The sequence below is a fragment of the Nonomuraea cypriaca genome, from assembly GCF_015645445.1.
GTDB classification, from domain to species: Bacteria; Actinomycetota; Actinomycetes; order Streptosporangiales; family Streptosporangiaceae; genus Nonomuraea; species Nonomuraea cypriaca.
On the sequence record NZ_JADOGI010000022.1, the window covers coordinates 1 to 20,281 of the forward strand.

The window sequence follows — 20,281 nt, forward strand, 5'->3', positions numbered from 1 at the left end:
CCCCCGGACGGCCCGCCAAACGGCCCCTCGCGAAGTGTGCCGGACGGCCCCTCGGGCGCCTTCCCGGGCAGTCCATCGGACAGTCCCTCGGACGGTTCCCCAGGCAGTGCACCGGGCAGTTCCTCGGACGGCCCCCCGGGCAGTCCCTCGGGCGGTCCGCCGGACGATCCCTCGGGCGGTCTCCCGGGCGGCTCGGCGGCCGGGGCGTGGCGTGGGGCGTGGGGCGGAGTCGAGCGGGTGACGGCCGGGGAGGACAGTGCCGTCGCGTAGGAGGCGGCGTCGGGCCAGCGCGCCTCCCTGTCGGACTCCAGGGCGCGCATCACCGCGGCGTCGATCGCCGCAGGCACCCCGGGCCGCAGTGCTCCGGGCGGCACCCGCCGCTCCGGCTTGCCCGGCACCTGGCCGGTGAGCACGTGGTACGTCAACGCCCCCAGCCCGTGAACGTCGGCGCGCAAGTCCGGCGCCCCGTCGAAGTAGAGCTGCTCCGGCGCCTGGTAACCGGGCGACCCGGCGGGCAGCGTAAGCCCGCTCAGATGGTCGGTGGACCGCGCGATGCCGAGGTCGGCCACCATCACCCGCTCACCACCCTCAGGCCGGGAGCAGAACAGCACGTTCGACGGCTTCAGGTCGCGGTGGACGACCCCGATGCTGTGCAGCACGGCGACGCCCTGGCAGATGTCGCGCATCAGGCCGAGCGCCTCGTCCATCTCCAGCGGACGTCCGGCCAGGCGGTCGTGCAGGGTGCCGCGGTCGGCGTAGGTCATCACGAAGTACGGCCGGCCGTCGTCCAGTTCGCCGATGTCGAAGACCTGCACGAGCAGGTGGGAGTCGGCTCTGCGCAGCAGTCGCGCCTCCTGCAGGAAGCGCTCGCGCACGTCGGTCCTGCGTGCCCAGTTGTCCGCCAGGATCTTGACCGCCACCGGCGAGCGCAACTCGTCATCGTGGGCGAGGTGTACGGAGGCGAAGCCCCCGACGCCGATGAGCTGCTCGATCCGGTAGCGACCTGCGTGGGATGGAGCCGTCATTCAGCTCATCATGGCTGATGAGCCCCGGTTTCGTCCACGTGCCCTGCCACCTCCCAGGTTACGGAAGCGGCCCTCCTCTGCGCAGGATCGTCGTGTCCGTACCGAAATCTGGAGGGAACCACGATGAGTATTCGCATGGCCGCGCTTTCCACGACCTTCGCGCTGGCGGCCCTCGCCGCCGCGGCGCCGTCGGCGCAGGCGGCGCAGGCCGCGGCGCAGTCCGTGCAGGCCGACGGCAGCCCGTGCGGCCCGCAGTACCAGCACAACGGCCGCACGGTCCAGAACTGCCCCGACTGGTCGCCGAGCGGGAGCATCCCGGTCTACGGGTCGAACGCGAAGGGCACCGTCGTCGGCTACATCGACCCGGCGGGCACCGACTGGTACGTGTGCGAGGTGACCGGCGCCTCCCACACCGTGGGCGAGTACCGCAACTACTGGTGGGCACTCACGATGGCGGACAACCACAAGTGGGGTTACGTCAGCGAGGTCTACTTCCGCGGCGGCGGCAACGACCAGGACGACGGCGGCCTGCGTGAGTGCCGCGGCGCGGGCGGCCCGGGTGGGAGGCCGACGCGGTGACCTGGACACCAGCACCGGCACACGAGTAAGGTCCGGCCCGATGCAGAGCACGATCTTGATCCAGATGGCGGCCGCGCCGACCGACGACCGGCCGTACTCGCTGGAGCTCGCGCCAGGAGAGCAGGCGCTCTTCGGGCGCGGGGCTCCCGGCTCCCCGGCGGACATCCTCCTGGACGACCCGGCGGTCTCCCGCCGCGCCGGCGAGATCGTCGCGGTGGGCGACTACTGGCTGCTCTCCAACCTCAGCGCGGCCAAGACGTACGTCGTGGAGAACCCGGAGGGCGGCGGGGAGTTCGTGAAGGTGCCGCCCGGCCGCATGGGGGCGCCGATCCCGTTCGAGTTCTCCCGGGTCTGCCTGCCCGCGGTCGACGGCACGGTCTCCTTCCTGGTGTTCGCGCCGCAACACGTGCATGTGCCCCCTGGCAGGGCGGACGGCGGCGCGGCCACGCAGGTCGCCTACCCCCTCGACCAGAACGCCAAGTATTTCCGCATCCTCGTGGCGCTGTGCGAGCCGCGTCTGCGCGACCCGTCGACCTCGCGCATCCCGACGGTCCCCGAGATCATCGAAAGGCTCTCCGGCCTGGGGCTGAGCCGCACCGCGATCGGCTTCCACATCAGCTACCTGGCCGAGAAGAAGCTGCACGTGAAGAGCCCCCAGGACAATGAGGGCAAGGCCGACTGGCAGCGCCACGCGCTGGTCTCGCTCGCCTTGAAGTTCGACCTGGTGACCAGCGAGCACCTCGCGCTGCTGCCACCGCCCGGCCGCTGACCGCGGCCGACTCTGGTCAGCGTACGAACGCCGACTCGTAGAGCGCCACCAGATGCCGCTCCACGCGCTCGCGGGACCAGCCTCGATCAACCATGATGCGGTCGAACAGGTCCGTCGAGATCAGGCTCCAGAGCATGTCGGCCGCCGTCTCGGCGGTCCAGGGGGCCGCCAGCCGGCCCTCGTCCGCGAGCCGGCCGGCGATCCGGCGGCAGTTGTCCATCTGCGCGTCGGCGATGGTCCGCTTGTGCCGGGCGGCGTCGGCGTCGTAGGGGCCGACGCGGTCCAGCGCCTGGTTCATCGCGCTCAGGCGGGGGTGGTAGCGGGTCAGGTGGCGTACCCAGGCCCGCAGCGCCTCCGCCGCGTCGGCGGCCTCCCAGATCCCGGCCAGCGACTCCGCCAGCCCCTCCTGCTCCGCCACGAAGCCGGACAGCTCGGTGACCAGGTCGGTACGCGAGCGGAAGTGCAGGTAGACCGCCCGCCGGGAGACTCCGGCCCGCGCGGCGACCTCGGCCATGGTCAGGGCCTCGAAGCCGTCGTTCTCCAGGATCTCCCTGGTCGCCGCGAGCAGCGCGTCGCGGGTGCGCCGGCTGCGCGCGTTGTGCGGGTCGTCGATCGCAGGTGCCATGGCCGCCCCTGGTAGGGAACTACTCGTCGTGTGTACTTTACCTGTCGCCGTAGGTGGAGGCCCGGAACAGGAAAGAGGCCCACGAGCGGTAGGGCCGCCACGCCTCGGCCAGCCTCCGGTACGCGCCCGCGGGGGCGTCCTCCGGCAGCCCGTACGCCTCCCGCAGAATCGCGAACAGGCGCGGCTCGTCCCCAGGAAACGCGTCTGGCGCGCCCGCCCCGCGAATGAGGATCAACCCCGCGGAGAACGGCCCCACGCCGGGCAGCGCACGCAACTCGGCCAGCGCCTCCTCCGGGGCGAGCGCGCGCAGGTGCTCGGTGGTCAGCACGCCGTCGAGCGCCGCCCGCGCCAGCCCGCGCAGCCACTCCTCCTTCTGCGCGGGCAACCCGAGACCGCCGGCGTCCAGCAGCGACACGGGCGGCGGGAAGGCCGCGTACGGGTGCCCGTCCACGGTCACCCGGGCGCCGTACCGCTCCGCGATGCGCTGCTTGAGCCGGGAGGCGACGAGCATCGACGAGCGCTGCACGATCACCGCCCAGCACGCCGCCTCCCACGGGCTCCAGAAGCACACGGGCCGCAGGCCCGGACTGCTGCGCTGCAGGTCGCCGAGCACCGGATCGGCCGCGCCGAGCTTGGCGAAGCCGGCGCCGTCCACGTCGAGGGAGAGGATCCTGGCCACCTCGCCCCGGATCCCCGCTCCCGTGGCCCGTGTCGTGGCCACTGCGACTCCGCCGGGCGCGCCCGTCACGCGCACGCCGATCGGCAGCCAGTCCGACTCCGCGCAGTAGGCGAAGCGCAGCGCCCGCCCGTCGGCGGGCAACGCGCTGGTGGCCGGCCAGTCCTCGACGAAGCGCAGCGAGGCGGCGAAGTCGAACGGGCCCTCGGCGGTGAGCGTGAATCCGTGCGTCGTCATGCCCCGTAGGGTAGGTCCGCCACGCCGCCGCCCGGGCCAGGTGACATGTGCGATCGCACGTGCTCCCGCATCGGGGCTCAGACGTAGAACAGGCTCGGGTCGGCGGCCAGGGACGCCTTGACGGTGGCGCTCCACTCGTCCACGACGACCTCCATCGCGCGGGTCTCGACGCCGTCCAGGGCGGCGCGGGCCACGTCCGCGGGATCGATCAGATCCCCCTCGTAGCCGGCCATCATGTCCGTGTCGGCCGCTCCCAGGTGGACGCCGGTGACCTGGGTGCCCTGGCCGCGCAACTCCAGGCGGACGCCGTTGGTGAGGCTCCACTCGGCCGCCTTGGCGGCGCTGTAGGCGTTCGCGCCGTCGTGCGAGAACCAGGACAGGGCCGACAGGACGTTGAGGATGCCGCCGCCGCCGTTGGCCGCCAGGACCGGGGCCAAGGCGCGGATCATGTGGAGCGTGCCGTAGTAGGCGGTGTCCATTTCCAGGCGGATCTTGCCGAGGTCGCCGGTGACCAGGTTCGTGTAGGTGGCGATGCCGGCGTTGTTGATCAGCAGGGTGACGTCCCCTGCCGCTTCCGCGACGGCCGCCACCGAGGCGGGGTCGGTGATGTCGAGGCGCAGCGCCTCCACCCCGGGGAGGTCGACGCGCTGGGGGTCGCGCGCCGTCGCGTACACCTTGGTCGCGCCCCTTTCCAGCAGTTGCTCGGCGAAGTGGCGGCCGATGCCGCGGTTGGCGCCGGTCACGAGGGCGATGGAGCCGGAAATCTTCATGGCTGCCTCCTGGCAGGTCTCAGGTGTTCCGCGGCCACGCTAAAACCTGACACTGACGTCAGAGGCAAAGGATTGTGATGCAGATCACGAAGAGGGCAGGTGAAGACCCCCTGGGAAGGGAAGCCTTGCCCCAGAGAGTGAAACATCTTCCCGTGATGCCGGGGTAGGGGGCGAAAGTAGCCTGAAGAACGGGGGAATGGTCATGGGCCGTATCGGAGAGTGGCTGAAGAAGGCGGAAAACCTGGCCAGGGGACACTCCAAGCAGGCCGATCAGTTGCTGGACAAGGCGGAGCAGCTCGCGAAGGAGCGCACCGGGCACAAGTACGACGAGCAGATCGAGAAGGGCGCGGACGCGGTGCAGCACCGTTACGGCGGTGGTGCGGGCGAGCAGCAGGGCCCGAGCGGCGAGCAGCGTCCCGAGCAGGGCCAGGAGCGACAGCAGGGACAGCAGGGACAGCAGGAGCGTCGCCCGCCGCAGGGCTGACGCCTAGCCCTCCCGGATGAAGTCGAGATAGCGGGCGGCCGACCGGCGGACGGCCGCCCTGCCGTCCGTGTGCACGATGCGCTGCCACCAGCCCCCGTAAACCCGATCGAACGCGTACGGCTCCAGCAACGACAGGGCACGGCGCACCACGCGCGGACGTTCCGGGATCAGGTTGGGATAGCTGTACATGAAGCTCACCCAGCGCCGATCCTGGACGACCTGCAGGATGTCGCCGGAGAAGAGCGCGCCCTCGCCCTGCGCCCAGTGCAGGACCTGGCCGCCGGCGAAATGCACGCCCGCGTTGATGAGGGTCAGGTCCTCGGTGAGCCGGTGGGTGTCGCCCTCCCAGAACACCACGGCGTCGTCCGGCCTGGCGACCCACCGGCGGTCGGCGGCGTGGATGTAGACCGGGCAGTCGAAGGCGCGGGCCCACTCGATCATCGAGCCGTAGAAGTGGGGGTGGCTGATGGCGATGGCCGTCAGCCCGCCCAGCTCCCTGACCTGGGAGACCACGTCATCGTCGAGGTAGGAGACCATGTCCCACATGACGTTGCCGGCCGGCGTGCGGACGAGGAGGGCGCGCTGGCCGATGGCCGTGGGCGGGGTGGTGCCGATGCCCACCACGCCCGGGCCCTCCTCCGCCACCTGACCTCGATGGCCCTCGGCGGCCAGGCCGGACACGGTGGTCCAGCGCTGGCCGCTCCAGCCGACGTACTGGCGCTCGTCCTCGCAGATCGGGCAGTCCGGCCGGGGCTCGGCGTACTGGACGCCGCACGTGCGGCAGATGGGAAAAGGCTCAGGCGACATGGCCGCCAGAGTAGCGGGCGGCTTCCATGACCTTGCGCGCGTCGCGTTCGAACGAGGCGCGCGCCCCGAGCGTGAGCAGACCGCCGACGACCATCGGGACCACCAGCAGGTACATCCCGGACAGCAGCGAGCCGAACTGGTCCGAGGCGATGCCGACGACCAGCGAGCCGAACGCGCCGCCTGCCGTGGTCAGCAACTGCAGCACGGCGAAGCCGAGGCCGCGCGCGGGAGCCGAGACCACGTCCGCCAGGCAGGCGGTCATGTTCGGGATCGCGATCGACATCAGCGAGCAGGCGAGCAGGACCAGCACCGTCAACGCGCCGACGGAGTCCATGGACAGCGCCACCGCCAGGACCACGGCGCCGGCGGTGATGCCGCTGCCGCCCGCGAGCAGCCGGCCGCCCTTGCGGGTGCCGTGCCACTTCCTGCCCAGCCACGAGCCGACCAGGGTGCCGGTCAGCGTGCCCGCGACCGTGATGAGGCCGCTCAGCGAGCCGGCCGTGCCCACGCTGACGCCGAAGTCACGCACCATGAGCGTGGGCAGCCAGTAGAAGATCCCGGCCAGGCCGAGGGTGAGCAGGCACAGGCCGGCGCAGACGAACATCAGGGTGGGGATGGACACGACCTGACGGAACTGCTGCCAGAAGGGTGGCTTGACCACCGCCGTGGGCGGCGGAGCCGGGTCCGTCCCTGCCGCCGCTCCCGCGTCCTCCGCGGCCACCAGCTTGTCCAGTTCGCCGCGGCGCGGCTCGCGCAGGAACCAGACGAGCAGCGCCGTGAGCACGCCGGGGATGACCATGACGAGGAACGCGGTGCGCCACCCGTACGCTTCGGCGAGCACGCCGCCGAGCAGCGTCCCGACGCCGCCGAGGTACGTGGTGACGCGGGTGAGCCCGTACGCCCTGGCCCGGCTGACCGGCGGGTAGTAGTCGGCGAGGAGGCTGCCGGCGGCCGGGTTGTCGATGTTCTCGGCCGCCGCCAGGAACACGCGCATCAGGTAGAACATCACGAAGCCGGTGGCCATGCCCGAGCCGAGGGTGGCCAGCGCCCAGCACAAGACGACCACCGCGATGATCCGGGTACGGCTGACGCGGTCGGCCATGTACCCGGCGGGCAACGACACGATCGCGGCGGCCAGGGCGGCGGCCGTCGGGATGGAGCCCGCCGCGGTGTCGCTGAAGCCCCACTCCCTCTGTATGGCCGGGAGCACCCCGGAGAGGAGATTGTGCTCGATCCGGTCCACTAATCCGACGATGAAGAGCACGACGAGCGGTGCCCAGCCGAATGGCGCGCGCGACCGCGCGTCGATGGCGCCGGTGCGCGGCGAACCCAACGTCCCGACCATGCCCACCCTTTCCATAGGGAAATCTAGAATTCCGTTCTAGGGGAACGTTCTAGCAGAGTGGCATACGTCACAGGGGTTCGTAAATGGGGGATTACGGCGAAATTTCAGGAGATTTGGCTCCGGTACGGTGACCGCATGGCACAGGTCAAAGGCGCGTTGCTCGTCGCCGGCACCACGTCCGACGCGGGCAAGAGCGTCGTCACCGCCGGAATCTGCCGCTGGCTCGCCCGCCAGGGCGTCCGCGTCGCGCCCTTCAAGGCCCAGAACATGTCGCTCAACTCGTACGTCACCGCCGAAGGCGCCGAGATCGGCCGGGCTCAGGCGATGCAGGCGCGGGCGGCGTACCTGGAGCCCGTCGCGGACATGAACCCGATCCTCCTCAAACCGGGCAGTGACCGCCGCAGCCAGGTCGTCCTCATGGGCAGCCCGGTCGCGGACGTGGACGCGATGGAGTACGGCGCGCTGAGAGACCTGCTGCGGACCACGGCCCTGGAGGCGCTGGGCAGGCTCAGGGAGCGGTACGACGTGGTGGTGTGCGAGGGCGCGGGCAGCCCGGCGGAGATCAACCTGCGCCGGGGCGACATCGCCAACATGGGCCTGGCCAGGGCCGCCAACCTGCCCGTGATCGTGGTCGGCGACATCGACCGGGGCGGGGTGTTCGCCGCGTTCTACGGAACGGTGGGCCTCCTGGACGCCGCCGACCAATCCCACATTTCCGGATTTGTCGTGAACAAGTTCAGGGGCGCGCGCGAGCTCCTCGAACCCGGGCTCGACCAGCTGAGACAGCTCACCGGGCGCACCGTGTACGGCGTCCTGCCCTGGCTCGACGGGCTCTGGCTCGACGTCGAGGACTCCCTGGCCCTGAACGACCGCAGAATCCCGGTACGCGCCCCGCACGGCGCGCAGACCCTGCGCGTCGCGGTCGTGCGGCTGCCCAGGATCTCGAACTTCACCGACGTGGACGCCCTGGCCGCCGAGCCGGGCGTCGTGGTGCGTTTCGTGACGGATCCGGTCGAGCTGGACGACGCCGACCTCGTGGTGTTGCCCGGCTCGCGGGCCACGGTCGACGATCTGGCCTGGCTGCGGGAGACCGGCCTGGCGGCGGCCGTCACCGAGCGGAAGCGGCCGGTGCTGGGCATCTGCGGCGGGTTCCAGATGCTCGGGCGGGAGATCGTCGACACGGTCGAGTCGGGGGCGGGCCGGGTCGAGGGACTGGGGCTGCTGCCGGTACGGGTCGAGTTCGCCAGGGACAAGCGCGTGGCCAGACCCGAGGGCACGGCGTACGGCCGGCCGGTGCGCGCGTACGAGATCCACCACGGGAGGGCGTCGATCGAGGGCGGCGAGCCGTTCCTCGACGGGTGCCGGGTCGGCGACGTCTGGGGCACCGCCTGGCACGGCGCGCTGGAGAACGACGGCTTCAGGCGGGCGTTCCTGGCCGACGTGGCCGAGCGGGCGGGGCGCGCGTTCACGCCGGCGCCCGGCACGGACTTCGCCCGGCTCAGGGAGGATCGGCTGGACGCGCTAGGGGACCTGGTGGAGCGCCATCTCGACACGGACGCCCTGCTCCACCTCATCCAGCACGGCCCGCCGAACGTACCGGTCCTGCCCCCGGGACCGCCCGCCGCAGGCTGATCCGCTTCTTGCCGCGTCCCGGAAGGGAAGCGTGTCATTCGCTGCCGAATGCGCCCGGCGCCGCGAAACCGGGCGAGCGTGGACGACCGATTCCGTTCCCTCACGAAGCCCCGAACCGATGGGCTCGGGGCTTCGTGAGCGCGAGATCAGGCAGTCGGCTCGTCACGATCGTTGATCTTCTTCAGCCGGTCGGCATGCCGGTTGGCATGGGCATTGCCGCCCTGCTTGCCGGGGGGACAACTCGATGATCGCGTGGTCCTCGGGACGTCCGCTGAGGTACGCCTCCGTGATCACGTACGGTGTGCCGTCGAGTCGGAAGCGAATGCCGGTGCTAGTCGGTGAACGCCAGTCGCACGCCGAACCCGACGATGACGACACCCGTCAGGCGGTCGAGGAACCGCCGTACCGAGGGCGAGCGCAGGAATCCGCTCATCAACGACGCGAACCCGATCAGCACGGCGCTCCACACCAGCCCCTCGGCCACGTGCACGCTCGCCAGCAGCAGTCCCATCGCCGCGTGCGGCGCCTCATCCGGGATGAACTGCGGCAGCATCGCCACATAGAACGCCCCGACCTTGGGATTGAGCAGGTTCGTCACCAGTCCGCGGCTGAACCCCGTCCTGAACCTGACCTCCTCCTGCCGCTGCTCAGGCACGCCCTCCGCGCCGGACCTCGCCGCCATGACCATGCGCACCCCCATCCACACCAGGTACGCCGCACCGGCCCAGCGCAGGACGTTGTAGGCCGGTTGCGAGGCGGCCAGCAGTGCCGACAGTCCCGCGGCGGTGAGCAGCCCCCAGATGAGCGTGCCGAGCTGGATACCCAGCGTCACACCCAAGGCCGGCCGCCGTCCCGCCAGCAGCGACGTCCGCAGAATGAGGGCCGTGTCCAGGCCCGGCGTGAGCGTGAGAAGCGCGACCACGGCCGCGAACGACCAGATCGATCCGGCGATGTCCATGGCCGTCAGCGTATTTCCCGCCATCTGCGTGTATATCGGCGGCCCGGTGGGATGACGGGCGGGACCTCGGCAGGGCCCGCCCGTGGGACGCCGACATGGCCCGAGATGGTGGGGCCGGGCGTCGGCTGGGTGTGGAGCTGTCAGGGGATGAGGAGGAGTTTCCCTGTGGTGCGGCGGCCGGCCAGGTCCTCGTGGGCTTGGCGCGCCTCGGCCAGCGGGTAGCGGTGCGAGACGTTGATGGCGATCCGGCCGTCGGCGATCCAGCCGAACAGGTCGGAGGCACGCTGGAGCAGCTCGCGGCGTTCGGCGATGTAGTGCACGAGCGTGGGCCTGGTGAGGAAGAGCGAGCCCTGCTTGTTGAGCGTCTGGGGATCGACCGGCGGGACCGGGCCGCTGGCGGCGCCGTACAGGGCCATGAGGCCGCGTGGCCGCAGCGCCTCCAGCCCGCCGTCGAACGTGGCCGCCCCGACCCCGTCGTAGACCACGTCGATCTTGCCGCGCAGGGCCGTGGCGAAGTCCTCGTACCGCAGCACCTCGTCGGCACCCGCCGCTCGGGCCAGCTTCTCCTTCTCGCTGGTCGAGACCGTGGCGTGCACCTTGGCGCCCTTCAGCTTGGCGAGCTGGATCAGCAACTGGCCCATGCCGCCCGCCCCGGCGTGGACGAGCACCTCCTCGCCCTCGCGCACCTCGTGCGTGGAGTGGGTCAGGTAGTGGGCGGTCATGCCCTGGAGCATCGCGGCGGCCGCCACGTCGGCCGGTACGCCGTCCGGCACCGGCACCACCCGATCCGCGGGAACCACGGCCTTCTCCGCGTAGCTCCCCAGGACGTTGGCCCATGCCACGGTGTCACCCACGGCGACCTCGCGCACGTTCGGCCCCACGGCCGAGACGGTGCCCGCACCTTCCGACCCGATGGGGGTGGGCAGGCTCAGCGGATAGGAGCCTGAGCGATGGTAGATGTCGAGGAAGTTGACACCGCTGGCGGCGACATCGATGACGATTTCCCCGTCACCCGGTGTCGGGTCGGGACGCTCGACGTACGCGAGAACCTCTGGGCCGCCCGGGGCGGAGACGATGATGGCATGCATACCCCTAGTCAACCGTTCCTAATGACTGAGTGACACAGCCGGTTGCTCCGAACGGTGCTGGGCATCCTGGTCTCCCGCGTTCTCGTTGCGGCCGGGCCTGGCGGATCGTTGTCCGTGGTCCGGGTGTGCGTGGGCGGGTTTCCTGACAGTTCGCGACCCCGCCATCGCCGCCAAACTCCCCACCCCACCGGGGTGAGGTCCTCATGGTTGGTCGATGCGGGCCAGGGCTCCTGCCTCCAGGGCCACCCAGATCGCACCGTCGGGTCCGATCGTCAGTCCGTGTGGCTCGGCCATTCGAGCGGTGTCGCCCTCCTGCGTGTTCGGTGGTGGGAGGGGGAGGGGGTGTTCCTGGATGGCGCCGGCGGTGGTGATGCGGCCCAGGTGGCCGGTGGCCCATTCGGTGAACCAGAGGGCGTTGTCCGGGCCGGTGATGATGGCGTGGGGCCGGGAGGCTCGGTCGGGGAGGGGATATTCGATGATTTTTCCGGAAAGATCGATTCGGCCGATCTGGCCGGCGGCGATCTCGACGAACCAGAGCGCCTCATCCGGGCCTCGGGTGATGCCGACAGGCGCGGCGCCCGGTGTGGGGAGCGGATGGATGACCACCTCGCCCGCCGGCGAGTCACGTCCGCTGGCGGTGCCCTGGTTGACACTGAACCAGAGCGCGTCGTCCGGGCCCACGGTGATGTAGGCGGGCATTCCACCCTCCACCGGCACCTCGAACTCGGCCCGCCCGCCGTCCGCCCCGATGCGCCCGATCGTCCCGCCGCGCATCTGCGTGAACCACATCGCCCCGTCGGGACCGGCGATGATCCCGTACGGCGACTCCGCCTCGTACGCCGTCACCTGCCCGTCCACGGTGATGCGGCAGACCCGGTCGCCCTGCCCCTCGCTGAACCACATCGCCCCGTCCGGCCCCGGCGTGATCACGGTCGGCTGTCCGTCGGCGGGGTCCAGCTGATGGATCACCGGGTCCTGGCCCGGGACCATCCTGGCGACCCGCCCCTCGTGGACGAGTGTGAACCAGAGTGCCCCGTCCGCTCCGGTCGCGATGCCGTACGGCGTGCCTGCTTCGATCATGGTCAACATACGCGTCCCCCGGAAAGGTGAATTCGTGTCCCGCGGAAGCGCCGTACGAGAGCGCGGTCGTGCGACACCACGACGAGCGCGCCTCGGAAGTGGTCGAGCGCCTGCTCCAGCTCTTCCGCGAGGACCGGTGACAGGTGGTTGGTCGGTTCGTCCAGCAGCAGCAGAGCGTGCTCACGAGCCAGCAGTCCGGCCAGCGCCAGCCGGCGGCGCTGCCCGGTCGACAGCGTGCCCACCTTCTGATCGAGCGTCCCCGGCCGGAAGAGGCCGGTGGACAGCAGGGCGGCGCGGCACTCGTCCGGGTGACCGTGACCGTAGGCGGTGGAAACCTTTTTGAGGCTGGTCAGGATGGAACTCCAATCGCAACTGCTGTAGCTTTAGTGTGTCAGCTGGATGACGCAAACGCAACTGGAGTAGTCTTTGGAAGGTGGCAGGCGTCCGGGAGGGCGCAGCGCGCGGGTTCGCGACGCCGTGCGCCAGGCGACGATCGCCGAGTTGGTCGAGTGCGGCTATCCGGGGTTGACGGTCGAGCGGGTCGCCGAGCGGTCAGGGGTGCACAAGACGACCGTCTACCGGCGCTGGGGCAACGTGGAGGGGCTGATCTCCGACGCGCTGGAGCTGGCCAGGCAGGAGCCGTGGCCGATTCCCGACACCGGCACGATCGAGGGCGACCTGAGGGGCGTCGTGCAGCTCGTCCGCACCGGGTTCGCCGATCCCGAGCTGGGGCCGGTGTCGTCGGCGTTCGTGGCGGCGGCCATGCAGAATCCGGCGGCGGCGCGGGCGCTGCACGAATTCTTCGTGTCCCGCCACGAGCAGTCGGCCGAGGTCGTACGGCGGGCGGTCAAGCGTGGCGAGCTGCCCGAGGTCGTCGACGTCCAAGAGGTGATCAGGGTCGCCATCGCCCCCGTCTACTATCGGCTGTTCGTGGCCCATGAGCCGGTGACCGAGAAGGACGCCGCCCGCGCCGCCGACGCGGCCCTCGCCGCCGCCCGCGCCGGCGTGCTCTGAAAGTAAGCACCCCCGATCGTGTACGTCGTCAGGGTTCCTTGCGGCCGCGTAGCTCGAAGTCGTCGAACGTCGTTCGCAGCAGGGAGTCGCTTTCCGCCGATGTACGCGCGAACACTCCGACGTACCCGTTCGCGATGCCGTTCGGATCCTCTACCTGGTGCACCTGCTCGTCGTTGACCCACAACGTCAGCCGCACGGCGGAGCCGATCTGCTCGCACGCGGCCGTTATGCGCGCTCTGCCGGGCAGGTCGTCCACCTGCACCGGCTGGGCCAGCGTCCCGCCCGACCCGTCCGCGACGCGCCGGATCCTGGCCTTTCCCGTCGTGTCCAGCGCGAATTCGTAGTAGTTGTCGTCATCGTCGGAATTGTGGCAGTAAACGCCGTACTCGCCGGGGCTGGTCGCCCTTCTGACCTCGGCGGTGACCGACACCATGACGGTCTCCGGCAACATCGGCGTGGGCGTGGCCGAAGGGTCCGGCGGGGTCGTCGGCTCGGCGATGAGGAAGGGAATGGGGGCCTTCTCCCAGCGCTCCCTGTAGTCCCCATCCGCGTCCAGCCCGTACGTGCCGTCCGTACGGTAGCCGTAGCTGGTCGGGTCATCCGAGTCGTAGATGCCGCTCCAGCCGCCGCTGGTCTGCGTGAAGTCCTCGCGATAGAGGACGCTCAGATCCTCGGGCGGGCCGCTCGGGCCGAACACGGACCAGGCGACCACGGACCCGCCCACGAGCAGCGCGGCGGCCGCCACGCCCCCCGCGATCAGCTTGTTACGGCGCCGCCTGGCGCCGTGCGGCACGTGGGTGAACGCCGTCGTGGCGTGCTGCCAGGCCGCCTGTACGGTGTTGGCCGCCTGCTCCGGCTGGGCCGAGCGCCCGACGAGGTCGTCGAGCAGTTGCTGCGCGGTGGGCCGCATGGCCGGGTCCTTGTGCAGCGCCGCCTTGACCAGCGGGCGCAAACTGGGGTCGACGGGGTCGAGGTCCGGCTCGGTGTTGAGCACCTGGTAGACGATCGCCGGCAGCGTGCCGCCTGCGAAGGGCGCGTGCCCGCTGGCCGCGTACGCGACCAGACAGCCCCACGAGAACACGTCGCAGGCCGGGGACACCGGATCGCCGCGCAGCACCTCGGGAGACATGTATCGGGGTGTGCCGACCAGTTCGCCGGTGCCCGTGACGCCGCCGAGCGTGTCGAGCGCCCGCGCGATGCCGAAGTCGATCACCCGCGGGCCGACGGGGGACAGCAGCACGTTCGACGGCTTGAGGTCCCTGTGCACCACCCCGGCCCCGTGGATGGCGGTGAGCGCGGTGGCCACGCCGACGGCCAGCGCGTCGAGGCTGGACCCGCGCAGCGGCCCGGACTGCTCCACGGCCTGCTCGAGGTTGGGCCCGGCCACGTATTCGGTCACCACGTAGAGCTGGTCGCCGTCGAGCGCGGCCTCGATCACCGCGGCCGTGCAGAACCTGCGCACCCTCAGCGCGGCGTCGGCCTCCCTGCGGAACCGCATGCGGAACTGCTCGTGCTGGGTCAGCTCCGGGTTGATCACTTTGACGGCGACCCGTTGCCCGGCAGGGTCCTCGGCGAGGTGGACCGTGCCCATCCCACCTCGGCCCAGCACACTAAGCAGCCTGTAGCGCCCGATGTGGGAGGTTTCACCGCTCACGACGCGCAAGCTTACCTATACGCGATGATCGGCGCAGGACACGCCGGTTGCGGCGCGCCGGACCTCGCCGGTCGAAGGCCAGGACACGCCAGGTGCGAGCGCGCCGGACCTCGCCGGCGGGAGGTCAGGACACGCCAGGTGCGGCGCGCCGGGCCTCGCAGGGGGAGGTCCCTTCATCCCCCGGGAAACGCGCACACGTGGCCGAGCGACGGCAGCCCGTGCTCCGGCCCCGCGACGAGGACGTGGCAGCCCGCCGCGGTGGCGGCCGCGATGCCCGCTGGGCTGTCCTCGATGGCCACGCACCGCCCAGGGGCCGCGCCGAGCCGCCTGACCGCCTCCAGGTAAGGATCCGGGTACGGCTTGCCGCGCGCCGTGTCCTCGTTCGCGATCACCAGGTCGAACGGATGACCCAGCCGCGGCAGCACCAGCTCCACGATGCACCGGGGAGAGGCGCTGACCAGCGCCGTCGGGATGGCGACGGCGGCGAGCCCGGCCAGGAGCTCCGCCGCCCCCGGCACGATCCGCAGATCCTCCTCGATGCGGCAGGCGAAGGCGCCGGTGAGACCGGCGACCACCGAAGGCGAGCCGGGGAGGAGGTGCGCGGCCACGTCCTCGACCGTGCGGCCGTGGACGTGGGGCAGGTCGGCCGGGGTCAGCGGCCGGCCGAGGGACTCGGCGACGGCGGCGACCGCCTCCCACCACAGCCCCTCGGTGTCGACCAGCGTGCCGTCCATGTCGAACAGCACGGCGTCGGGGACGGCCATCTCAGACAGCCACGTCAGACGGCATCGGCGGCCACGACGGGGGCGGGGACGGTGACCGTGCGCGGCGCGACCAGGACGGGGCGCTCCACCAGCCGGACCGCGACCCGGGTGCCAGGACCGAGCCGCACCGCCTCGTGGCCGGGTACGTCGGCCAGGACCTCGCCGCCCTCCACCGCGAGCCTGAGCCGTACGGAGGCGCCACGGAACGAGGCCGCGACGATCTCGGCGGACCCCGCGGGATCGGGCGTCACCTGGACGGCCTCAGGACGGATCAGCACGTCCACGGACGGATCGGCGGGAACAGGACCGTCCACCGGCAGGAGCCGCCCGAGCACCGTGACCTGGTCCCCGGACAGCTGCCCGGCCAGGTGGTTCATGGTGCCGACGAACTCCGCCACGAAGGGGGTGGCCGGCCGGTCGTAGACCTCGGCGGGCGCGCCCACCTGTTCGAGCCGTCCGTCGCGCAGCACGGCGACCCGGTCGGCGATCGACAGGGCCTCCTCCTGGTCGTGGGTGACGAAGACGGTGGTGATGCCCAGGTCGAGCTGGAGCCGGCGGATCTCCTCGCGCAGGGTCACGCGTACCTTGGCGTCCAGCGCCGACAGCGGCTCGTCCAGCAGCAGGACGCGCGGCTCCAGGGCGAGCGCGCGGGCCAGGGCGACCCGCTGCTGCTGGCCGCCGGACAGCTGGTGCGGGTAGCGGTCGGCGTGGGAGGGCAGGCCGACGAGTTCGAGCAGCTCGTCCGCCTTGGCCCGTCTCGTGGCGGCGGGCGCCTTGCGTACGCGCAGGCCGAAGGCGACGTTGTCGCGGGCGTTCAGGTTGGGGAAGAGGGAGTAGGACTGGAAGACCATGCCCGCGTCCCGTTTGCTGGCCGGGACGTTCGTGATGTCCTTGCCGTCCACCAGCACCGCGCCCGAGTCGGGCCGCTCGAACCCGGCCACGCAGCGCAGCGCCGTCGTCTTGCCGCAGCCGGACGGGCCGAGCAGGGCGACGAGCTCACCGGGCGCGACGACCAGGTCGAAGCCGTCCAGCGCGACCGTTCTGCCGAACACCCGCCGCAACCCGCGGAACTCCACCGATGCGGTCATTTCCTTCTCTCCCTACCGAACACCGTGGACACGGCGAGTAGCAGCAACCAGATGAGCAGGAGGCTGAGGATCGAGACCGCGACCGAGAGCTGCCCCCTGGAGCCGGAGACGGTCACGATCCACACCGCGAACGGCTCGTACCCCAGCAGGCTGGCGACGGTGTACTCGCCCAGCACCAGCGCCAGCGTCAGGAACGACGCGCTGGCCAGCGCCGAGCGCAGGTTGGGCACGATCACCCGGAACAACACGTACGGCCACGACGCCCCCAGGTTGCGCGCCGCCTCCACCAGCGTCCGCACGTCCATCGTGCGCAACCCGGCGTCCAGCGACCGGTATACGAACGGCAGCACCAGCACCACGTACGCCAGCACCAGCACCACGGGGAACGCCCGGTCCTGCACCGCGATCAGCGTGGCCCAGAACGGCGTCGGAGCCAGCACGTCGGCCCCGTCGCGCAGCGCCGTCCCGATCCCGGCGACGAACGTGATCGGCGGCACCACCAGCGGCAACGTGCACAGCACCTCCATCAAGGGGCGCAGCCGCGGCGCGAAGAGCCGCACCGCGAGCATCGCGGGCAGCGCCAGCAGCAGGACCAGCACGATCGTGGCGAGCGCCAGCCCGAGCGACAACGACAGCGACCGCGCGAAGCCGTCGGCAGTGATCAGCTCGCCGTAGGCCGCGAGCGACACCCCGGCCGTCGGCGTGTAGACGGTGTACCAGAGCGAGGCGCAGAGCGGGACGAGGAAGTAGGCCGCGGCCAGCAGGAAGACCGCCCCGCGCCACACGCGCGGCCGGGTGGGGGGCCGCGTGGCCGCGGAGACGGGCTCCAGGCCGGTCAGTGCAGCCATCGTGAGCTCCTCCTCTGCAGCGGCAGGTAGACCGCCATCACCAGCCCGGCCACGACCACCATGTCGAGGCTGAGGGCGAGCGCGATGTTCTCGTAGCCGACCAGCACGTCGCCGGTCAGCGCGCTGGCGATCTTCAGGGTGACGAGCGGGATCACGGTCCCGACCATGGCGTTGGCGGTGGCGTAGGCCGAGAAGGCGCCGCCGAACAGCAGCACCACGCCGCCCAGCAGCGACGGCGTCAGCACCGGCAGCGCGACGAAGCGCCAGTAGTGCCAGGCGGTGGCGCCGTTGTTGGCCGCCGCCTCGCGCCACTGCGGCCGCAGCCCGTCCAGCGCCGGCGCCATGACCAGCACCATCAGCGGGACCGAGAAGTAGAGGTAGACCACCACCAGTCCCCAGAACGTGTACAGGGCGCCGGAGGGTAGCCCCACCAGGCCGCTGATCACGCCGGAGTTGCCCAGCGTGGCGATCCAGAAGAACGCCAGCGGCACCCCGCCGAAGTTGGCCAGCACGCCGGAGGCCGTCAGCACCGCCTCGCGCAGCAGCCTGAACCGCGAGGTCACCACGGCGTAGGCCAGGAACGTCCCCAGCACGGCCCCGAGCAGCGCCACTACGGCGGACAGTCGCACGCTGCCGGCCATCGCGGTGAGGTAGCCGCCCTGCAGGCTCTGCGCCACGTTCGCCAGGCTCGGCCGTCCCCCCGCCGTGAAGGCCCCGGCCACCAGCGCGACAGCGGGGATTCCGAACACGAACGCGAAGAACGCCAGCAGCGGCAGCGCGCCCAGCCAGCCCCTCGAACCGGACCTGCTCATCCCGAGATCGCAGCGTCCCAGCCGGAGGCCAGCTTGGCCTTGGCCGCGTCGACCTGCTCGGTCGTCGGGAACGTGGGCGTGCCCTCCACCTTGGGCAGCTTGTCCGCCAGCGCCTGGTCCACGGTGCCGTCCGCGGTCATCGCGGGCAGCAGGACCGGGCGGGCGAAGCCCTTGAGGTAGAGGTTCTGGCCCTCGGGGCTGTAGATGAACTCCTGCCACAGCCGCGCCGCCGCCGGGTGCGGGGCGTCCTTGTTGACGGCCTGGGCGTACATCTGGAAGTACGGGCCGTCCGACGGCACGTTCACCTTCCAGTCCAGGCCCTTGGCCGCCATCAGGGGCGCGTAGGCGGCGTTGTTGTAGTCCCAGTCGATGCTGATCTGGGTCTCGCCGTTCTCGATGGTGGCGGGCGTGGTCTCCACCGGGTTGTAGTTGCCCGCCGCCTTCAGCTTCTTGAAGAACTCGATGCCGGGCTGGATGTCGTCGAAGGAGCCGCCGTTCGCGATGGAGGCCGCGTAGACGCCGGCGAAGGCGGAGCCGGACTCCGTCGGGTTGCCGTTCATCGCGACCTTGCCTTCGTACTCGGGTTTGAGCAGGTCGGCGAAGCTCGCCGGGCAGGTGGCGATCTTCTTGGCGTCGCAGCCGATCGACACGTAGCCGCCGTAGTCGTTGACCCAGAGCCCGCTCGGCTCCTTCTGCCCCTCGGGGATCTTGTCGAACGTCCGCACCTTGTAAGGCGCGAACAGGCCCTCCGCGGCGCCGCTGATCGCGAACGACTGGCCGAGGTCAAGCACGTCGGGGGCGCGGTCCTGACCCTTGCGGGTCTTGACCGCGTTGATCTCGTCGGCGCTGGCCGCGTCGGGCGTCTCACTCTCGATCTTGATGCCGTACGTGGCCTGGAACTTCTCGATGATCTCGCCGTAGTTGGCCCAGTCGGGCGGGAGGGCGATGACGTGGAGCGTGCCCTCCTTCTTGGCGGCCTCGACGAGCTTGTCGAATCCGCCGAAGCCGGCGGCGGACGTGGCGGTGGCGGCGTTCACCTCGCCGGCCGCCGCCGGGCTCTGCTGGGTGGTGGGCGCGGCGCCGCACGCCGCGGTGACTACGGTAAGTGCTGCGACAACGCCGGCCGCACGGGCGCGAGGTGTGAACACGACGCCTCCACTGTCCAGGGGGTGTGGAAAGAACTTAAGGGAACTTGTACAAACAAGCGAGGCCCAGTAACTCCCATAAATGTTGCTGATTGGTGAAGGAGAAGGGTCGGGAATGGTTGCGCGCTATGAACTCATCGCCGATGAGCTGCGGGATGAGATCCTCTCGGGCGCGCATCCGGTCGGCTCCCAGCTCCCGAGCGAGGCCGAGCTGGCCGGGCGGTTCCGCGCGGCCCGCGGGACCGTACGCCAGGCGGTGGCGGTGCTCGCGGCCGAGGGCCTGGTCGGCTCCAGGCAGGGCGCCAGGCGCATCGTGCTCGGCAACGCGCGCAGCCAGAGCTTCGCCGAGCTGCACAGCTTCGCCCAGTGGGCGCGCGCGAACGGCCACCGCTTCGGCGGCCAGGTGATCGAGCAGCGCCGCAGGCCCGCGAGCGCCGCCGAGTGCGCCAGGCTCGGCGGGGGAGAGGTGCTGGAGGTGCTGCGCCTGCGCTCGCTGGAGGGCGAGCCCGTGCTGGTCGAGCGGACGGTGTACGCCGGGTGGGTGGCCGCCGCCGTGGAGACGCTCCCGCCCGGCTGCGAGTCCGTCACCGAGGCCCTGTACGACTCCATCGGCCTCGTGTTCGCCTACGGTGAGCACCTCATCGACGCGGTCCCCGCCAACACCCGCGACGCGGACCTGCTGGGCGTGCGCCGCGGCAGCCCGCTCCTGCGCCAGCGCAGGACCACGACCACCCATGAGGGCAGGCCGGTGGAGACGTCGGACGACCGCTACCGGGCCGGCAGCGTGGCCTTCAGCATCCGCAACTCGATCGGCGCCAACCCTCTCGTACGGCAGGCCGGCGACTTGCGTTTCTGGCCCTGAGAACATATGTTCGACATAT

The 20,281-nt window shown here is 71.1% G+C and carries 22 protein-coding genes; 6 read left to right on the plus strand and 16 right to left on the minus strand.

Features of this window, described 5'->3' with window-relative positions:
- Positions 1–1,025, minus strand: a 1,025-nt coding sequence (locus ITP53_RS09925) for a serine/threonine-protein kinase (RefSeq protein WP_195895039.1), incomplete at its 3' end; no start/stop codon positions are given.
- A gap of 123 nt (positions 1,026–1,148) precedes the next feature.
- On the opposite strand from ITP53_RS09925, the gene ITP53_RS09930 reads away from it, so the two are divergent.
- Both ITP53_RS09930 and ITP53_RS09935 read left to right on the plus strand, forming a co-directional pair.
- Positions 1,149–1,604 carry a hypothetical protein gene (locus ITP53_RS09930; RefSeq protein ID WP_195895040.1) on the plus strand — a complete coding sequence of 152 codons (456 nt, stop codon included), beginning with the start codon at positions 1,149–1,151 and terminating at the stop codon, positions 1,602–1,604.
- A 40-nt stretch (positions 1,605–1,644) separates the two neighbouring features.
- Positions 1,645–2,373: an FHA domain-containing protein gene (locus ITP53_RS09935; protein WP_207755738.1), complete on the plus strand. Its 729-nt coding sequence runs from the start codon at positions 1,645–1,647 to the stop codon at positions 2,371–2,373.
- Positions 2,374–2,389: 16 nt separating this feature from the next.
- Here ITP53_RS09935 and ITP53_RS09940 read toward each other — a convergent pair whose 3' ends face one another.
- The 3 genes from ITP53_RS09940 to ITP53_RS09950 all read right to left on the minus strand — a co-directional run bounded on the left by ITP53_RS09940 (position 2,390) and on the right by ITP53_RS09950 (position 4,681).
- A complete protein-coding gene (locus ITP53_RS09940) occupies positions 2,390–2,998 on the minus strand; it encodes a TetR/AcrR family transcriptional regulator (RefSeq protein WP_195895041.1) in 609 nt (202 codons plus the stop codon).
- A gap of 37 nt (positions 2,999–3,035) precedes the next feature.
- Entirely contained in the window at positions 3,036–3,911 is an 876-nt protein-coding gene (locus tag ITP53_RS09945; protein ID WP_195895042.1) for a DNA-3-methyladenine glycosylase family protein, read from the minus strand.
- 77 nt (positions 3,912–3,988) lie between these two features.
- Positions 3,989–4,681 carry an SDR family oxidoreductase gene (locus ITP53_RS09950; protein ID WP_195895043.1) on the minus strand — a complete coding sequence of 231 codons (693 nt, stop codon included), beginning with the start codon at positions 4,679–4,681 and terminating at the stop codon, positions 3,989–3,991.
- Positions 4,682–4,883: 202 nt separating this feature from the next.
- On the opposite strand from ITP53_RS09950, the gene ITP53_RS09955 reads away from it, so the two are divergent.
- Positions 4,884–5,165 carry an antitoxin gene (locus tag ITP53_RS09955; protein WP_195895044.1) on the plus strand — a complete coding sequence of 94 codons (282 nt, stop codon included), beginning with the start codon at positions 4,884–4,886 and terminating at the stop codon, positions 5,163–5,165.
- Positions 5,166–5,168: 3 nt separating this feature from the next.
- On the opposite strand, the gene ITP53_RS09960 is transcribed toward ITP53_RS09955, so the two are convergent.
- A complete protein-coding gene (locus ITP53_RS09960) occupies positions 5,169–5,972 on the minus strand; it encodes an MBL fold metallo-hydrolase (RefSeq protein WP_195895045.1) in 804 nt (267 codons plus the stop codon).
- Positions 5,962–7,317: an MFS transporter gene (locus tag ITP53_RS09965; protein ID WP_236050653.1), complete on the minus strand. Its 1,356-nt coding sequence runs from the start codon at positions 7,315–7,317 to the stop codon at positions 5,962–5,964. Before ITP53_RS09965 ends, ITP53_RS09960 begins: the two co-directional genes overlap by 11 nt.
- 135 nt (positions 7,318–7,452) lie before the next feature.
- On the opposite strand from ITP53_RS09965, the gene ITP53_RS09970 reads away from it, so the two are divergent.
- The gene (locus ITP53_RS09970) at positions 7,453–8,949 is read left to right on the plus strand and encodes a cobyric acid synthase (protein WP_195895047.1); all 1,497 of its coding nucleotides are present in this window, start codon (positions 7,453–7,455) and stop codon (positions 8,947–8,949) included.
- Between the two features lie 331 nt (positions 8,950–9,280).
- On the opposite strand, the gene ITP53_RS09975 is transcribed toward ITP53_RS09970, so the two are convergent.
- The 4 genes from ITP53_RS09975 to ITP53_RS09990 all read right to left on the minus strand — a co-directional run bounded on the left by ITP53_RS09975 (position 9,281) and on the right by ITP53_RS09990 (position 12,431).
- Positions 9,281–9,907, minus strand: coding sequence for a LysE family translocator (locus ITP53_RS09975; RefSeq protein WP_195895048.1), 627 nt, complete (start codon positions 9,905–9,907; stop codon positions 9,281–9,283).
- Between the two features lie 140 nt (positions 9,908–10,047).
- Positions 10,048–10,995 (minus strand): quinone oxidoreductase family protein, encoded by a 948-nt coding sequence (locus tag ITP53_RS09980; RefSeq protein WP_195895049.1) that lies wholly within the window; start codon positions 10,993–10,995, stop codon positions 10,048–10,050.
- Between the two features lie 201 nt (positions 10,996–11,196).
- Positions 11,197–12,075 (minus strand): Vgb family protein, encoded by an 879-nt coding sequence (locus ITP53_RS09985; RefSeq protein ID WP_195895050.1) that lies wholly within the window; start codon positions 12,073–12,075, stop codon positions 11,197–11,199.
- Between the two features lie 2 nt (positions 12,076–12,077).
- The gene (locus ITP53_RS09990) at positions 12,078–12,431 is read right to left on the minus strand and encodes an ATP-binding cassette domain-containing protein (protein WP_328814347.1); all 354 of its coding nucleotides are present in this window, start codon (positions 12,429–12,431) and stop codon (positions 12,078–12,080) included.
- Between the two features lie 70 nt (positions 12,432–12,501).
- Here ITP53_RS09990 and ITP53_RS09995 point away from each other — a divergent pair, with 70 nt between their 5' ends.
- Positions 12,502–13,089, plus strand: a complete 588-nt coding sequence (locus ITP53_RS09995) for a TetR/AcrR family transcriptional regulator (RefSeq protein ID WP_195895051.1) — start codon at positions 12,502–12,504, stop codon at positions 13,087–13,089.
- 28 nt (positions 13,090–13,117) lie between these two features.
- On the opposite strand, the gene ITP53_RS10000 is transcribed toward ITP53_RS09995, so the two are convergent.
- From ITP53_RS10000 to ITP53_RS10025, 6 genes are all read right to left on the minus strand, one after another.
- The gene (locus ITP53_RS10000) at positions 13,118–14,743 is read right to left on the minus strand and encodes a serine/threonine-protein kinase (protein WP_328814341.1); all 1,626 of its coding nucleotides are present in this window, start codon (positions 14,741–14,743) and stop codon (positions 13,118–13,120) included.
- Between the two features lie 173 nt (positions 14,744–14,916).
- Positions 14,917–15,507, minus strand: coding sequence for an HAD family hydrolase (locus ITP53_RS10005; protein WP_195895052.1), 591 nt, complete (start codon positions 15,505–15,507; stop codon positions 14,917–14,919).
- 14 nt (positions 15,508–15,521) lie between these two features.
- Positions 15,522–16,595, minus strand: coding sequence for an ABC transporter ATP-binding protein (locus ITP53_RS10010; protein ID WP_195895053.1), 1,074 nt, complete (start codon positions 16,593–16,595; stop codon positions 15,522–15,524).
- Positions 16,592–17,443, minus strand: coding sequence for an ABC transporter permease (locus tag ITP53_RS10015; RefSeq protein WP_195895054.1), 852 nt, complete (start codon positions 17,441–17,443; stop codon positions 16,592–16,594). Before ITP53_RS10015 ends, ITP53_RS10010 begins: the two co-directional genes overlap by 4 nt.
- A complete protein-coding gene (locus ITP53_RS10020; RefSeq protein ID WP_195895055.1) occupies positions 17,431–18,255 on the minus strand; it encodes an ABC transporter permease in 825 nt (274 codons plus the stop codon). The genes ITP53_RS10015 and ITP53_RS10020 overlap by 13 nt, the downstream gene beginning before the upstream one ends.
- The gene (locus ITP53_RS10025) at positions 18,252–19,403 is read right to left on the minus strand and encodes an ABC transporter substrate-binding protein (RefSeq protein WP_195895056.1); all 1,152 of its coding nucleotides are present in this window, start codon (positions 19,401–19,403) and stop codon (positions 18,252–18,254) included. The genes ITP53_RS10020 and ITP53_RS10025 overlap by 4 nt, the downstream gene beginning before the upstream one ends.
- 112 nt (positions 19,404–19,515) lie before the next feature.
- Between ITP53_RS10025 and ITP53_RS10030 the strand changes: the two genes are divergently transcribed.
- Positions 19,516–20,262, plus strand: a complete 747-nt coding sequence (locus tag ITP53_RS10030) for a GntR family transcriptional regulator (RefSeq protein WP_195895057.1) — start codon at positions 19,516–19,518, stop codon at positions 20,260–20,262.
- Positions 20,263–20,281: the final 19 nt, after the last annotated feature.

Bases quoted from the DNA above. Each gene is read 5' to 3' on its own strand.
- ITP53_RS09935 (WP_207755738.1), top strand. From the start codon at position 1,645: ATGCAGAGCACGATCTTGATCCAGATGGCGGCCGCGCCGACCGACGAC.
- ITP53_RS10015 (WP_195895054.1), bottom strand. From the start codon at position 17,443: ATGGCTGCACTGACCGGCCTGGAGCCCGTCTCCGCGGCCACGCGGCCC.
- ITP53_RS09940 (WP_195895041.1), bottom strand. From the start codon at position 2,998: ATGGCACCTGCGATCGACGACCCGCACAACGCGCGCAGCCGGCGCACC.
- ITP53_RS09980 (WP_195895049.1), bottom strand. From the start codon at position 10,995: ATGCATGCCATCATCGTCTCCGCCCCGGGCGGCCCAGAGGTTCTCGCG.
- ITP53_RS09950 (WP_195895043.1), bottom strand. From the start codon at position 4,681: ATGAAGATTTCCGGCTCCATCGCCCTCGTGACCGGCGCCAACCGCGGC.
- ITP53_RS09985 (WP_195895050.1), bottom strand. From the start codon at position 12,075: ATGATCGAAGCAGGCACGCCGTACGGCATCGCGACCGGAGCGGACGGG.
- ITP53_RS09965 (WP_236050653.1), bottom strand. From the start codon at position 7,317: ATGGTCGGGACGTTGGGTTCGCCGCGCACCGGCGCCATCGACGCGCGG.
- ITP53_RS09930 (WP_195895040.1), top strand. From the start codon at position 1,149: ATGAGTATTCGCATGGCCGCGCTTTCCACGACCTTCGCGCTGGCGGCC.
- ITP53_RS10020 (WP_195895055.1), bottom strand. From the start codon at position 18,255: ATGAGCAGGTCCGGTTCGAGGGGCTGGCTGGGCGCGCTGCCGCTGCTG.
- ITP53_RS09975 (WP_195895048.1), bottom strand. From the start codon at position 9,907: ATGGACATCGCCGGATCGATCTGGTCGTTCGCGGCCGTGGTCGCGCTT.
- ITP53_RS10010 (WP_195895053.1), bottom strand. From the start codon at position 16,595: ATGACCGCATCGGTGGAGTTCCGCGGGTTGCGGCGGGTGTTCGGCAGA.
- ITP53_RS09945 (WP_195895042.1), bottom strand. From the start codon at position 3,911: ATGACGACGCACGGATTCACGCTCACCGCCGAGGGCCCGTTCGACTTC.
- ITP53_RS09955 (WP_195895044.1), top strand. From the start codon at position 4,884: ATGGGCCGTATCGGAGAGTGGCTGAAGAAGGCGGAAAACCTGGCCAGG.
- ITP53_RS10005 (WP_195895052.1), bottom strand. From the start codon at position 15,507: ATGGCCGTCCCCGACGCCGTGCTGTTCGACATGGACGGCACGCTGGTC.
- ITP53_RS10030 (WP_195895057.1), top strand. From the start codon at position 19,516: ATGGTTGCGCGCTATGAACTCATCGCCGATGAGCTGCGGGATGAGATC.
- ITP53_RS09970 (WP_195895047.1), top strand. From the start codon at position 7,453: ATGGCACAGGTCAAAGGCGCGTTGCTCGTCGCCGGCACCACGTCCGAC.
- ITP53_RS09960 (WP_195895045.1), bottom strand. From the start codon at position 5,972: ATGTCGCCTGAGCCTTTTCCCATCTGCCGCACGTGCGGCGTCCAGTAC.